This is a genomic window from Proteus alimentorum (genome assembly GCF_002607735.1).
Lineage (GTDB): Bacteria > Pseudomonadota > Gammaproteobacteria > Enterobacterales > Enterobacteriaceae > Proteus > Proteus alimentorum.
The window spans coordinates 55,661-69,721 of the sequence record NZ_NBVR01000039.1 but is presented as its reverse complement, the minus strand read 5'-3'; the positions used below and the strand labels follow the sequence as shown (position 1 = coordinate 69,721).

Here is a 14,061-nt window from a genome sequence, read left to right as displayed (position 1 = left end):
TAATGGAATGATATATAAAAATGGAATTGAATTTATGCTGGTGGAATATGGGATTATCTCCACCAATAAGATCAAGTAAGAAAATAGATATAGAAGATATTGGATTAGCAAAACAATACCTTGGGAGAATGATAGAAAAAAGAACACTAGATATCGTTGCACTTTGTGAGATTTCTAAAAAAGAAAATTTAGATTTTAAACAGTTAGCCTGCGAATTAAATATGGAGTACGTTGATTTATCAGGAAGAATAGGGCGTATATTTATTGATATATCTATAATGTATAATATGAATAAATTAGTATTTATCTCAAGTAAATTTTTAACTAAACTTCAGCCTGATAATAGAACAATAAGAGTAGGAGTAAGTGTTCTATTTAAAGAAATTGAAAATCAAAAAATGATCACACTCTTTTTATCACACTGGCCATCTGTACTCAGTGCTGATGCAAAAACGAGACATATAGCAGCCCAAGAATTGAGAAATAGTATTGATAAGCTATTTGAAAACCAAGGAAAAGATACTCAAATTATTTGTATGGGAGATTATAATACAGAACCCTATTCTGATGTGATGATTAATACATTATATGCAACAAGAGACTACCATATCATAAAAAAGAAAAGAGAGTTATTATTTAATCCATTTTGGTATCTTTTGTCAGATAAGAAAACGAATAATTTAGGTACATATTATTATAACTCCGCCTCAATGAGTCGATGGTATGTATTTGATCAAATGATCTTCTCTTCTTCATTTTTATATGGAAAGAAAGACTGTTTTAAGTTAGATCTCGAACAGATTGATTTTTATCGGATCCTAAATGATGATAATCACTGCCTCGATGATGTTTTCTTTAAAAAATTTGATCATTATCCCATATTCTGTAGGATTTCACATGAACGATGAAAATAATTTTTTTGAAAAGATAAAGGCTTCATTGGATAGAGCATCATCTATCATTGATATAAAAAAACAAATAGAAAATAAGATAAGTATAGTTATCGAAAAACTCGAAATGATCACTAATAATAAAATAAAAATCTTATTTAAAGATAATCATCATTACTGCCCTAAATTTATTAATAGTGAAAGGCTTATTTATATCGATAAAGTAAATGTAAGTGATGAGTCTGGATTTATACTATTTGGTTATAGTTTTAGTAAAATAAATGGTTTTCCTATTGAGATAGAAACTGAAATTGAATCTTTTCATGCAGAAAATATTGATGATTTATTACATATTATTGTGAATATCATTGATAGAGAATCGATAAGAATTATGGAGCTTGTTCATCATTCCCTCAAAGATAACTCAAGTGAAAATAGTGATGTGTGATAAAAAACCGGCATTGTGAAAACAATGCCGGTTTACGCTTTCTGAGCTTTACAATTTATTGTAAAACAGAAATATCCGCGACTTTTAAGAACAGTTCACGCAATTGACTTAACATGGTTAAACGGTTGATACGAACGGCTTCGTCTTCATCCATTACCATAACTTTATCAAAGAAGTTATTGACTACATCACGTAATGAGGCCAGTTCAACTAATGCTTCTTGGTATTTACGCTCTGCAAATAATGGTGCCAATTTATCTTGTAAAACAGAAAGATTAGCCGCTAACTGAACTTCTTCTGGTGCTTTTAAGACGGAGGCTAAAACGGTGTCATTCAGTTTTACATTAGCTGATTTCGCTAAGATATTAGAAACACGTTTATTGGCTTCTGCTAACGCAGAGGCTTCCTCTAATGTACGGAAATAAGTTACTGCTTTAACACGCGCATTGAAGTCAGCAGGTTGTGTTGGACGACGTGCTAATACAGCTTGAATAGTATCAATGCTGTAACCCAGTTCTTGATACCAAGAACGGAAACGACCTAACATAAACTCAACCACATCACTGACTACATTCTTATTAGTCAGTTTGTCACCGTAAAGGCGAACCGCTTCTTGTGTCAGCTCTTCAATATCTAACGGTAAATCTTGCTCAACGATAATACGTAAAACACCCAGTGATGCACGACGTAGAGCAAATGGGTCTTTATCCCCTTTAGGATGTTGGCCAATACCGAAAATACCCGCAAGTGTATCCATCTTCTCTGCAATAGCGAGAGCGCTAGCAACAGGATTAGAAGGTAATTCATCACCCGCGAAACGAGGCTGATATTGTTCTTTCAATGCAACGGCGACTTCTTCGGCTTCACCATCATGACGAGCATAATGCATACCCATAACACCTTGGGTATCAGTGAATTCGAACACCATATTGGTCATTAAGTCACATTTTGACAGTAAACCTGCACGGGTTGCTTTATTAACATCCGCGCCCATTTTGCCCGCAATAAAACCCGCTAATGCTTGAATACGGTCTGTTTTATCACGCAGTGTGCCTAAATCTTTCTGGAATAATACGGTTTCAAGGCGTGGTAAGTTATCTTCTAAACGTTGTTTACGGTCAGTTTTGAAGAAGAACTCAGCATCCGCTAAACGAGGGCGTACTACTTTTTCGTTACCGTTAATGATCTGCTGTGGATCAGAAGATTCAATATTAGTGACGAAAATAAAGTTAGGTAACAATTTGCCTTGCTTGTCATAAACAGGGAAGTATTTTTGGTCACCTTTCATGGTATAAACCAGAGCTTCAGCAGGCACTTCAAGGAATTTTTCCTCAAATTTTGCTGTTAACACAACTGGCCATTCAACTAATGAAGTGACTTCTTCGACTAAGCTATCGCTTAAATCTGCAATACCGCCCAGTTTTTCAGCCGCAAGGCGAGCGTCATGAAGAATAATTGATTTACGCGTTTCGTAATCAGCAATGACTTTTCCGCGCTCATAAAGGATCTCAGGATACTGATCCGCATTATCAATAGTGAATTCAGCTTCACCCATAAAGCGGTGACCACGAATAACGCGATCGCTTTGGATACCTAAAATTTCACCATCAATAACAGTATCACCTAATAATAAGGTGACAGTATGGACAGGGCGTACAAAGTGAGTTTCTTTATCGCCCCAGCGCATTAATTTTGGAATTGGTAATTTTGATAAGGCATTACTTACCATGCCAATCAGTAATTGGTTAACTGCTTCACCTTTTACTTCTGCACGATAAAATAACCATTCGCCTTTATCTGTTGATAAGCGCTCTGCTTGGTCAACAGTAATGCCATTACCTCTTGCCCAACCTTCAGCTGCTTTGGTTGGTTTACCATCAGCGTCAAATGCTTGAGCAATCGCAGGGCCACGTTTTTCAATGGTTCTATCTGCTTGTGATCTTGCCATATTAGCGACTTTAATGGCTAAACGGCGAGGAGCTGCAAACCAAGATACATCACCATGAGTGATGTTTGCGTTATCCAGTTCAGCAGTAAAATTAGCAGCAAAAGATTCGGCTAAAGAACGAAGCGCTTTCGGCGGTAATTCTTCTGTGCCGATTTCCACGAGGAAAGTCTCAGTTGTCATGATAGCCTCTTACTTTTTACACATAGGGAAACCAAGCGCTTCACGAGAAGCATAATATGCTTCAGCAACCGCTTTGGTTAAAGTACGGATACGTAAAATATAACGCTGACGCTCTGTCACAGAGATAGCTTTACGTGCATCCAATAAGTTAAAGGTGTGTCCTGCTTTTAAAATACGTTCATAGGCAGGTAAAGGCAGAGGTTTTTCTAACTCTAACAACTCACGAGCTTCTTTTTCATATTGCTCAAAGCAAGAGAACAGGAAGTCTACGTCTGCATATTCAAAATTATAGGTTGATTGCTCAACTTCGTTTTGATGATAGATATCGCCATAGGTGGTTTTACCTAACGGGCCATCACACCAAACTAAGTCATAAACGCTATCAACACCTTGAATATACATGGCAAGGCGTTCTAAGCCGTAAGTGATTTCACCTGTAACCGGTTTGCACTCTAATCCACCTACTTGTTGGAAATAGGTAAATTGCGTTACTTCCATGCCGTTGAGCCAAACTTCCCAGCCTAAGCCCCAAGCACCTAAAGTTGGGTTTTCCCAGTTATCTTCCACAAAACGAATATCATGGATTGTTGGGTCTAAGCCTAACTCTCTTAATGAGCCAAGATAAAGCTCTTGAATATTATCAGGTGATGGCTTAATGATAACTTGGAATTGGTAATAGTGCTGTAAGCGGTTAGGGTTTTCACCGTAACGTCCGTCAGTTGGGCGACGAGAAGGCTGTACATAAGCCGCAGCGATAGGCTCTGGACCTAATGCTCGTAAACAAGTCATTGGGTGTGATGTGCCTGCACCCACTTCCATATCTAATGGTTGGACAATGGTACAGCCCTGGCGAGCCCAGTAATCCTGCAGTGTCAGGATAAGACCTTGAAAGGTTTTGGTATCAAACTTTTGCATGTTATATCCGCATGGCGATACATAGAATAAAAAGAAAGGTTTCAGTATACCTTCTAGACGAAAGATATACAGCAAGGAATACGGGCAATTTTCCCTCGATCAAAAAAATAATTCCTTAATTGAGTTTATGACTATGCTCAAAGAATTAGATTGAATTTTTTTTCGTCTATTTACATGTATATTTATACAGTATATAAAATGGTGTTATTAAAAGCTATTGGTAACAAGGAATGAAAAAATGAATAAGCAGCGTTGCGATTGGGTAACCAGTGATCCTGAATATTTGGCATATCATGATGAAGAATGGGGCAAACCTGAACGAGATAAATACAAGCTTTTTGAAATGATCTGCCTTGAAGGTCAACAAGCTGGGCTATCTTGGTATACGGTGCTTAAGAAAAGAGAAGGTTTTCGTCGCTGTTTTTTTGATTTTTCACCCGAAAAAATTGCCAAAATGACAGATAAAGATGTTGAAGCCTTATTGCAAGATCCCGCCATTATTCGTCATCAAGGAAAAATCAACGCCATTATTAATAACGCACGTATTTTTATGGCAATGGAAGAACAGGGTGAAGATTTTAGCCAGTTTATTTGGCAATTTGTTGATAATAAACCCATTATTAATCAGTGGAACGATATATCTCAAGTACCAGCATCCACTGAAATCTCAGATAAAATGGCAAAAACCTTAAAGAAAAAAGGGTTTAAATTTGTTGGTACAACAACGTGCTACGCTTTTATGCAAGCTGTTGGTATGGTAAATGACCATATTCTCTCTTGTTTTTGTCGCCAAGAAGAGAGTGGAAACACCAATAAACAGTAAAATATGAGTTGAGTTATCTTTAGTTTTGAATGTTATTAGCTTTATATTTCAATATATAAAACCATACTAATATTACTATTCAATCATTTCGATTATAACTATTGATGCGGGTTAAAGCTCGCGGTATGGTATTTCTTAACGAGAAAGCAACATAGAAGATACCTGCAAAGATGACTCAACTATCACAATTTGGGCAAAAGTTTGCTCAGCATTCAGGCATCGCTCGCTTGATGCAAGACTTAAATGAAGGTATACGCACACCTGGCGCTGTGATGCTCGGGGGCGGAAATCCTGCTCATATTCCTGAAATGGATAACTATTTTCGTCAATTACTTAAAGAGATGACAGAAAATGGCGCATTAAGTGATGCGGTTTGTAACTATGATGGCCCGCAAGGCAAAGATGCCATGTTACAAGCATTGGCGACATGTTTAAAAGAGAAGCTAGGCTGGAATATTTCAGCGAAAAATATTGCACTAACTAATGGCAGCCAAAGTGCTTTTTTCTATCTGTTTAATTTATTAGGTGGCACAACTAAAGAGGGAAAAAAACGTAAAATTCTTTTCCCAATTGCCCCTGAATACATTGGTTATACAGATTCTGGGTTAGAAGAAGATCTGTTTGTTGCGAATAAACCAACAATAGAAATGTTGCCGAATGGGCAATTTAAATATCATGTTGATTTTGCTCATCTTGAAATCAGTGATGATATTGCAGCTATTTGTGTTTCAAGACCCACAAACCCAACAGGTAATGTGATTACCGATGACGAAGTTGAAAAACTAGAAGCTTTAGCTAAAAGGCATAATATCCCTCTGATTATAGATAATGCTTATGGTGTTCCTTTTCCGGGCATTATTTTCACTCAAGCAACACCTCGTTGGAATGACAACACTATCCTTTGTATGAGTCTGTCTAAGTTAGGCTTACCGGGAGCACGTTGTGGCATTATTATCGCTAATGAAGAACTGATTTCAGCTATTACAAATGTTAACGGCATTATTAGCCTCGCACCCGGTGGAATTGGACCTGCAATGGCATTAGAAATGCTAAAACGCGATGATTTAATGCGGTTATCCCAAGACGTGATAGGGCCTTTCTATCATCAACGAGTACTTGAAACGATTAATATTATTCGTCGCTATCTACCTGAAGAACGTTGTCTTATTCATAAGCCTGAAGGTGCAATCTTTTTATGGCTTTGGTTTAAAGATTTACCAGTTTCTTGTGAAGCGCTTTATCGCCGTTTGAAAAAACGGGGTGTATTAATGGTGCCGGGGCATTACTTCTTTCCGGGATTAGAAGATTCATTGGATCACGCTCATCAATGTATGCGAATGAATTACGTACCTGAGCCGGAATTGATTGAGAAGGGAATAAAAATTCTGGCTGAAGAAATCGAGAATATCTATCAGCCAGTGAATATCTAATAAAAATGCCCCTTCAGCGAGAAGAAGGGGCAAAGACAATAACGAGGACTTTTGAGCATAAGTTTGACGGAAAGAAATTGATTACTAAAAATTTAGCAATCCGTCTCAATCTAAATTTCTTAGCACGAGAACTATTAAAACAGACATTTATAAAATCTATGGCTTAAATAAGAGCCATTCATTGCCTTAATTATCCCTCTGCTAAGCCAAATGTGGATTTTGATAACAAATTTGGTTCAACTATTTAATATATTTATTATTTTTACTACAAAGTCCATATAATAAGTGCCATTAATTGTGGTGTTATGATGCGTAAAAACATGGCTAAAGGGTAAACTGTGGCATAGGAAAGCGCGGCAGCCCCACTTGAGCTATGAATTGAGTTTGCGAAGGCTAATGCAGGGGGATCAGTCATTGAGCCGGCTAACATTCCGCAGAGGCTTAAATAATTGAGTTTAAAGAAGACTCTGGCGATCACACCGACAATCAATAACGGTAATAACGTGATTAAAATACCGTAGCCAATCCAACTCAAGCCTTGACCATAAATTAATGTTTCAACAAATTCACCGCCAGAGTTTAGCCCTACCACCGCAAGAAACATGACAATACCCAACTCCCGCAATGCCAAGTTTGCACTTGGTGGCATAAACCAATAGAGCTTACCAAATGTACCAATACGCCCTAAAATTAAGGCAACAACAAGGGGGCCTCCTGCTAATCCCAGTTTAAGCGCTACAGGAATACCGGGAATAAAAATAGGAATAGAGCCAAGTAAAACACCCAACCCGATACCAATAAAGACAGGGAGCATTTGAACTTGTTCTAATTTCTGACGAGCGTTACCTAACAGGACTGTAATGGCTTCAATAGATTCAGGGCGTCCAACGACATTAAGAATATCGCCGAATTGCAACATACTGTTATTGCTTGGGATCAGTTCGATACCTGCGCGATTCAATCGAGTGACGACAACATCGTATTTTCTTTTAAGATCCAGATCTTTTAAACGCTTACTGAGTACGGAATCATTCGTTACAACGACCCGCACTGATTGCAATAAATTTGTTGATGTTGAAAGTGAAGCATCGACCTCTTCACCAAGTACTAGGCGTACTTTATTGAGATCTTCTTTTGAACCTACAATATGCAGTAAATCTCCCAACTGAATAATCGTTGATGGCATAGGTACCATAATGTTATCTCCGCGCTTTAAGCGAGAGCAGACAATGGCATCTTCATTGAGCAAAGGAATATCTTGCATTAATAAGCCATCTAAATTGGGGTTTTTAATCGCAATATTAATGGTGTGCAGTGCATCTTTAGTGCTGTTTTGTTGATTGCTAAAGGCTTTTGCTTCTTCATCAATGTTGATTTTAAAGAACACGCGAATAAGCCACATTACTAGCAGAATACCACAGATCCCCATCGGATAAGCCATGGCATAGCCCATCCCCATTTGCCCTACAGATGTTGGGTCGATATGCAGATCAGTCAGTATTTGTTGTCCTGCACCTAAAGAAGGGGTGTTGGTAACCGCACCAGAAAAAATACCCAAAATAATAGGTAAAGGAACGTCAAATAGACGATAAATAGATGCGGTTATGATTGAGCCAAGAAGAATAATTAATATGGCAAAGGCATTTAGTTTTAAGCCCGAAACACGTAGTGAGGAGAAAAAACCCGGGCCGACTTGGATACCAATAGTATAAACGAAAAGAATAAGCCCAAATTCTTGAATAAAATGAAGGGTTTGTGCATTAAGTGAGAAATTATAGTGCTGAGCAAAATGGCCAATAATAATTCCACCAAAAAGAACACCGCCTATCCCTAGGCTGACTCGATAAATTTTGATATTGCCAATCCAAAGACCTAGAGCGCCTGCTAATGACAACATCACCATTGTTAATGCAATATCACTCATAAAAAAGATCCTGTACCCAAAAATAAAAATGAGAAAATTTGAGCTAAAACGATAAACCTATTTTGGCAAAGAACAATGAAAGTCGCTGTGTCTTATCGCACAAATTCAACATATATAGAGATCAAAAAAATAAGAAAGATAAATATAGCGTTGAAGTGTTTATTTAAAATAATGAAGGTTGAATTTTAATATCATCGAAACATAATAATTAATAATATTATTATTGTTTTTTTAATTAAGCAAAGTGAAACTTTCTCACTCTAGAATTATTTATTTAATGACTGAAAAATTAAGCTTTTTTATATCATCTTTCTCTTGTCCTGTAAGAGAAAACAGGTTTAACTATATGATAAAAAGCGTTGACTACGGATCTCGTTTTATAGGTGCCCTATGATATTCAGAACAACAAGTAAAAATTTAACATTAGTCACATTTTTGACGACATTATTGACCGGTTGCTCAAGTGTTATGACTCATGCTGGTCCGAATAAAGAGTTTTATTCAGGGACAAAAAATAATATGACAATGCTAAAAGATGATGAGACTGGATGGGCAATGAAACCCTTGGTCATTCTCGATCTCCCTTTTAGTGCCGTGTTAGATACTTTATTATTACCTTACGATTATTACACTCAGGGGGATGATAAAAGTGATAATTCACCTAAAGAACGCATAAAAAGATTGGAAAGTACAACTGCGAATAATAATCATGAAAATAAGAATTAATATCAAATTAATGACTAAATACTAAATAATTAATTATATTTAGTCATTATCTGTTTATTTATTTAGCGCCGTTTCTTCTTTAGGGCCAAACATTTTATTCAAGCTATTAAGCTCTTGCATTTCCTTGTCACATATTGCTTTTTGTTCTGCCAGAGGTGCTGTCATTATCTGCTTTTTGCTTTGCTCGAAGTTAGCTTTAATCTCCGGCATATTATGTTTTAGATCTTCTCTTTGAGAAATGTACTGAATAAATCTCTCCGCTTCTTTAAAGTACACTCGGCAAGCATGAGCTGTTGATGCTTGAGCTGGAAGTGTGATTGACAATAAAAGTAATGCGACACCCGACCAACAATGTTTCATTCTCTAAACTACCCACCTTATTTGACATAAGTAAATTATATAAAAAGCACACTCATTAAACGATAATAATTAAGAATAAATTTGTTATTTTTTCTTGTTTTTTTATCAACACTGTAAAGAAACGCGGACTCAGAAGAGAAATAGAAAAAATCGATTGTTATAGTAACGCTAAAAATGAATGGTTTTTATGATAAAAAAGTTAAAAATCAACCGTTTTGATTGAAAACCATACGAACAGTCAGGAGATACTAAAAAAGTATTGACGGAGTGGGTTTCTGGCAGTAAGATGCACCTCGTTTTCGGCGAGTAGCGCAGCCTGGTAGCGCAACTGGTTTGGGACCAGTGGGTCGGAGGTTCGAATCCTCTCTCGCCGACCATATTAAGAAACCCCGCTTTTAAAGCGGGGTTTTGTCGTTTAGGGCATCCCTTCATCAATCATCTCTTATGACTTTTTACTTTCTGATAGGTAGGCATGGTTGCATTATTGGTAACTATGTAGCTAAAAGACGTTTTTTATAAATCTTTTTTGTTTCTCTTTGCATATACATAACACTCCTATTCCCTATATAAGAGTGCATATTGAATGCGTATTGAGTTGTCTATTCTAATCTACTGTATTTTATGGTGTTGTTCCTTTCTCTCTGTAGCAAATGAAAGGCTCATCGATTTTCCCGTACCGGTAGATTTACCGACAGAGACACAACTTAGAGATAGCTTACTACAACAAGATGACAATGTTTTTTTAGTGAATTTAGCGCAACAAAATAAAATGGAGTTTGTTACACCTTTTTTGCCATGTTTTTCAATCAAACAGGTAAAAATTCATCATTTCGAGGCGCTTTCTTCCCCATCACTACAACGCCAATTGACGAAATGGCAAGCGGCATTAATAGGGCATTGTCATTCGCAGTCATTATTAGAACAAGATATCAATATTCTTAATGCGATGCTTTATGATGCTGGTTATGTGACGAGTGAGGTGGGTAACGTTGATCTTTATGCCGATGACGAGGTATTGGATATCACATTAAATATCGGGAAAGTACAAGATATTGTTTCTAACACACCGACAGATAAACACTATTTGATCTCACAGGCCGTGCCTATAAAAAAAGGTGATATTTTAAATATTAAAGATATTGAACAGGGCGCTGAAAATGTCAAAGCAGTCCCTAAAAGTAATGTCAAAATTCAGATAGAACCCTCATCAAAAGAAAATGAGTCGATTATTTCTCTTTCTCAAGTTGGAAAAAGGACAATGGCAGGCTCAGTAGCGATCGATAATAAAGAGCAAAAAATTTACGGAGATCTATTTGGTACCACAAGGCTAAGCTTTGGTAATTTAGCACAACTTAATGACACATTAATGGTTATTCTTTCAAGCCAGCTTGATACCTTAAAATCCAGAGGTATTAAAAAACAGATCTTTTTATGGCAGGTACCTTATCATTATTGGCGTGCTACATTATTTGGTTATGATATTGAATCAAAACGTAGAATATCGGAAATGACAAAAGAGTTACAAAAAACGCGTCAACAACTTCTCTCCTTTGAGATCCAGCGCCAGTTTAGACCCTCAACACAGCGTACGGTGACTTTCAGAGGGGGAATGCAATATTACACTTATCGAAATGAAATGTCAGACTATCGCTTATCAGTGCATGAGCGTCGTAGCCCTTATATTAATGCGGGTATTGAGCAAAATTATCGCTTTATGAGAGGGGGTTATCTTAATACTACATTTAATTATAAGCAGAGTGTTTTTATTCCTGGTGCTAAACTTTCTCCGATAGATTCACTTAATGGTGTGCCAATTTTTAATATTAATTTAGATGCGTTAATACCTTTTAAAATCAATTCACAGTCATTTTTTTATCAGCCAGAAATGATATTTCAACTAACTCGATCGGATATTGATGGGTTACTTGATAAAGCAAACATTGGTGGCCTATATAGTGTGTATGGCTTTGAGTCAGGCAAAGGTTATTCTGATGCAAATCAGTTTGTTTCCCGACATAAGGTCACTTGGCTTACACCCTTTAATAACCAAATGCTATTTTCTGCAATAGATTATGGTTCCGTCTCAGAAGAGAGAAAAAACGTTTTTTATAATAAAAATAAATATTTGGTTGGTGCGGCAACAGGGCTAGAAGGGAGCTTTAAACAACTGAGTTATCAGTTAGTATGGAGCATACCGTTATCGGCGCCTTCTAGTAGAAAAACAACAGGATCACAGTTCAATTTCAATACCCAATTGAATTTCTGATTTTGGCTGTTTATTTTATATTTCTTACTATTAATTTTATAAATCATTTAATAAATAACTATAGATTATTGGCTGATATAGCATATTCATCGTTAAAAAGAGATAAGGTATTTTTATCTTTTTAAGTTGGCTTAGGATTGCACTGATTATCTTCTATATAGTGGTGTTATTTTTTAGGCCTAACAGAATAAAGCACCAAGTTCTTTGTTTTATTTCAAAATATTCGTTTAATATTTAAGCGGTCAATCACAAATTATGGCTTTTTTTAAAATAGTCATTTCACTTAAGGATTTCTTAATCTGTGGTTTTATTGACTAGATATTAGCCAGAGATTTATTTTTTTATTCTGAGTTTGTTCGATATTCGTTTCATTTGTGTTTATAACTTGTTCTTTTTACCTTCTAACACCTTATTGACGTAAGGGAATACAGTTGGTTAATTGAACAATGACAAAATAAAAAGGTATTCCGTTTTTAAACAGGAAACCAAAACACAACAGAACAATTTCGGAGAGTAATGATGAAAAGCTCCAAAAAACAGACAGGAATTTTGACCGCGACAATTGGACTGCTTGCATTAGCTGTTTCTGCAGGTGTACAGGCAAAAACATTGGTGTATTGCTCTGAAGGTTCACCTGAAGGATTTAACCCTCAGTTATTTACCTCTGGAACAACCTATGACGCAAGTTCAGTCCCTATCTATGACCGTTTAGTTGAATTTAAACTGGGTACAACAGAAATTATTCCGGGCTTAGCTGAAAGCTGGGATGTGAGCGATGATGGTAAAGTGTATACCTTCCATTTGCGTAAAGGCGTGAATTGGCATAGTAGTAAAACCTTTAAGCCAACGCGTGAATTTAATGCGGATGACGTGATGTACACGTTTATGCGTCAAATGGATCCAAAACATCCTTACCATAAAGTTTCTGGCGGAAGTTATGAATATTTCTCCGGAATGGATATGAACAACATGATCGAGAAAATCGAGAAAGTTGATGATCATACCGTTCGTTTTGTTTTGACTCGTTCAGAAGCACCTTTTATTGCTGATATGGCAATGGACTTTGCATCCATATTATCTGCTGAATATGCGGATAATATGATGAAAGCTGGGACACCTGAGAAAGTGGATCTAGATCCTATCGGTACAGGGCCTTTTCAATTACAGCAATATCAAAAAGATTCTCGTATTCTTTATAAAGCCAATGACCAATATTGGGGTAAAAAACCAGATATTGACCGTTTAGTTTTTTCTATTACACCTGATGCCTCTGTACGATATGCAAAACTGCAAAAAGGTGAGTGTCAGGCCATGCCTTTCCCAAATCCTGCTGATATTGCGAAAATGAAGCAAAATAGCGATATCAATCTGTTAGAACAACCTGGCTTAAACGTGGGTTATATCTCTTTTAACGTTGAGAAAAAACCACTGGATAACCAAAAAGTTCGCCAAGCATTAAGTATGGCGGTGAATAAAGACGCCATTATTGAAGCGGTTTATCAAGGTGCAGGCCAAAAAGCGAAAAACCTCATTCCTCCTACAATGTGGGGTTATAACGATGATATCGTTGATTACGAATATAACCCTGAAAAAGCTAAGGCACTGCTAAAAGAAGCCGGTCTTGCTGATGGTTTTACTATCGATTTATGGGCAATGCCAGTACAGCGCCCTTATAACCCAAATGCCCGTCGTATGGCTGAAATGGTACAAGCGGATTGGGAAAAAATTGGTGTTAAAACCAAAATTGTAAGTTACGAGTGGGGTGAATATCTTAAGCGTGCTAAATCGGGTGAACACCAAGCGGTCATGATGGGGTGGACAGGTGATAATGGGGATCCAGATAACTTCTTCGCTACGCTATTTAGTTGTGCGGCAAAAGAGCAAGGATCGAACTATTCAAAATGGTGCTATAAGCCATTTGAAGATCTGATCCAGCCTGCACGAATAACGGCCGATCACGAAAAACGTGTTGAACTTTACAAACAAGCTCAAGTTGTTATGCATGATCAAGCACCTGCTCTGATTATTGCTCATTCGACCGTTTATGAACCAGTGAGCAAAAAAGTAGAAAACTACGTGGTTGATCCATTAGGCAAACATCACTTCGAGAATGTCTCTCTTAAATAATAGCAATACCTAATCGTTGGATTG

At 36.9% G+C, this 14,061-nt stretch carries 11 protein-coding genes and 1 tRNA gene; 8 read left to right on the top strand and 4 right to left on the bottom strand.

Translation table 11 applies throughout. The features are described 5' to 3' along the window. The first annotated feature begins 20 nt into the window (after nucleotides 1-20). Both B6258_RS15410 and B6258_RS15405 read left to right on the top strand, forming a co-directional pair. Nucleotides 21-908 carry an endonuclease/exonuclease/phosphatase family protein gene (locus B6258_RS15410; protein ID WP_099075988.1) on the top strand — a complete coding sequence of 296 codons (888 nt, stop codon included), beginning with the start codon at nucleotides 21-23 and terminating at the stop codon, nucleotides 906-908. Beyond that, nucleotides 898-1,338: a hypothetical protein gene (locus B6258_RS15405; RefSeq protein ID WP_099075987.1), complete on the top strand. Its 441-nt coding sequence runs from the start codon at nucleotides 898-900 to the stop codon at nucleotides 1,336-1,338. The genes B6258_RS15410 and B6258_RS15405 overlap by 11 nt, the downstream gene beginning before the upstream one ends. A 55-nt stretch (nucleotides 1,339-1,393) precedes the next feature. Here B6258_RS15405 and glyS read toward each other — a convergent pair whose 3' ends face one another. Then, on the bottom strand, nucleotides 1,394-3,466 hold the full coding sequence (glyS, locus tag B6258_RS15400) for a glycine--tRNA ligase subunit beta (RefSeq protein ID WP_099075986.1): 2,073 nt from the start codon (nucleotides 3,464-3,466) through the stop codon (nucleotides 1,394-1,396). 9 nt (nucleotides 3,467-3,475) lie between these two features. Then, the gene (gene glyQ / locus B6258_RS15395) at nucleotides 3,476-4,381 is read right to left on the bottom strand and encodes a glycine--tRNA ligase subunit alpha (RefSeq protein WP_004246832.1); all 906 of its coding nucleotides are present in this window, start codon (nucleotides 4,379-4,381) and stop codon (nucleotides 3,476-3,478) included. 238 nt (nucleotides 4,382-4,619) lie between these two features. Between glyQ and B6258_RS15390 the strand changes: the two genes are divergently transcribed. Further along, the gene (locus B6258_RS15390; RefSeq protein ID WP_099075985.1) at nucleotides 4,620-5,204 is read left to right on the top strand and encodes a DNA-3-methyladenine glycosylase I; all 585 of its coding nucleotides are present in this window, start codon (nucleotides 4,620-4,622) and stop codon (nucleotides 5,202-5,204) included. Between the two features lie 170 nt (nucleotides 5,205-5,374). Beyond that, a complete protein-coding gene (locus B6258_RS15385; protein WP_099075984.1) occupies nucleotides 5,375-6,634 on the top strand; it encodes a valine--pyruvate transaminase in 1,260 nt (419 codons plus the stop codon). 265 nt (nucleotides 6,635-6,899) lie between these two features. On the opposite strand, the gene B6258_RS15380 is transcribed toward B6258_RS15385, so the two are convergent. Further along, the gene (locus tag B6258_RS15380) at nucleotides 6,900-8,558 is read right to left on the bottom strand and encodes a putative transporter (protein WP_099075983.1); all 1,659 of its coding nucleotides are present in this window, start codon (nucleotides 8,556-8,558) and stop codon (nucleotides 6,900-6,902) included. A gap of 390 nt (nucleotides 8,559-8,948) precedes the next feature. Between B6258_RS15380 and B6258_RS15375 the strand changes: the two genes are divergently transcribed. After that, on the top strand, nucleotides 8,949-9,284 hold the full coding sequence (locus B6258_RS15375) for a YceK/YidQ family lipoprotein (RefSeq protein WP_099075982.1): 336 nt from the start codon (nucleotides 8,949-8,951) through the stop codon (nucleotides 9,282-9,284). A gap of 54 nt (nucleotides 9,285-9,338) precedes the next feature. Here B6258_RS15375 and B6258_RS15370 read toward each other — a convergent pair whose 3' ends face one another. Then, nucleotides 9,339-9,644: a DUF5339 family protein gene (locus B6258_RS15370; RefSeq protein ID WP_099075981.1), complete on the bottom strand. Its 306-nt coding sequence runs from the start codon at nucleotides 9,642-9,644 to the stop codon at nucleotides 9,339-9,341. Nucleotides 9,645-9,944: 300 nt separating this feature from the next. Between B6258_RS15370 and B6258_RS15365 the strand changes: the two genes are divergently transcribed. The 3 genes from B6258_RS15365 to dppA all read left to right on the top strand — a co-directional run bounded on the left by B6258_RS15365 (nucleotide 9,945) and on the right by dppA (nucleotide 14,037). Continuing rightward, nucleotides 9,945-10,021 (top strand) — tRNA-Pro (locus tag B6258_RS15365). A gap of 206 nt (nucleotides 10,022-10,227) precedes the next feature. Further along, on the top strand, nucleotides 10,228-11,910 hold the full coding sequence (locus tag B6258_RS15360) for a ShlB/FhaC/HecB family hemolysin secretion/activation protein (RefSeq protein WP_099075980.1): 1,683 nt from the start codon (nucleotides 10,228-10,230) through the stop codon (nucleotides 11,908-11,910). A gap of 519 nt (nucleotides 11,911-12,429) precedes the next feature. Continuing rightward, on the top strand, nucleotides 12,430-14,037 hold the full coding sequence (dppA, locus tag B6258_RS15355) for a dipeptide ABC transporter periplasmic-binding protein DppA (RefSeq protein WP_099075979.1): 1,608 nt from the start codon (nucleotides 12,430-12,432) through the stop codon (nucleotides 14,035-14,037). Nucleotides 14,038-14,061: the final 24 nt, after the last annotated feature.

What these genes read in the sequence shown, in the direction of transcription:
- B6258_RS15390 (WP_099075985.1), top strand. Translation starts at nt 4,620, where the DNA reads ATGAATAAGCAGCGTTGCGATTGGGTAACCAGTGATCCTGAATATTTG.
- B6258_RS15375 (WP_099075982.1), top strand. Translation starts at nt 8,949, where the DNA reads ATGATATTCAGAACAACAAGTAAAAATTTAACATTAGTCACATTTTTG.
- B6258_RS15410 (WP_099075988.1), top strand. Translation starts at nt 21, where the DNA reads ATGGAATTGAATTTATGCTGGTGGAATATGGGATTATCTCCACCAATA.
- glyQ (WP_004246832.1), bottom strand. Translation starts at nt 4,381, where the DNA reads ATGCAAAAGTTTGATACCAAAACCTTTCAAGGTCTTATCCTGACACTG.
- glyS (WP_099075986.1), bottom strand. Translation starts at nt 3,466, where the DNA reads ATGACAACTGAGACTTTCCTCGTGGAAATCGGCACAGAAGAATTACCG.
- B6258_RS15385 (WP_099075984.1), top strand. Translation starts at nt 5,375, where the DNA reads ATGACTCAACTATCACAATTTGGGCAAAAGTTTGCTCAGCATTCAGGC.
- B6258_RS15360 (WP_099075980.1), top strand. Translation starts at nt 10,228, where the DNA reads ATGCGTATTGAGTTGTCTATTCTAATCTACTGTATTTTATGGTGTTGT.
- B6258_RS15370 (WP_099075981.1), bottom strand. Translation starts at nt 9,644, where the DNA reads ATGAAACATTGTTGGTCGGGTGTCGCATTACTTTTATTGTCAATCACA.
- B6258_RS15380 (WP_099075983.1), bottom strand. Translation starts at nt 8,558, where the DNA reads ATGAGTGATATTGCATTAACAATGGTGATGTTGTCATTAGCAGGCGCT.
- dppA (WP_099075979.1), top strand. Translation starts at nt 12,430, where the DNA reads ATGAAAAGCTCCAAAAAACAGACAGGAATTTTGACCGCGACAATTGGA.
- B6258_RS15405 (WP_099075987.1), top strand. Translation starts at nt 898, where the DNA reads ATGAACGATGAAAATAATTTTTTTGAAAAGATAAAGGCTTCATTGGAT.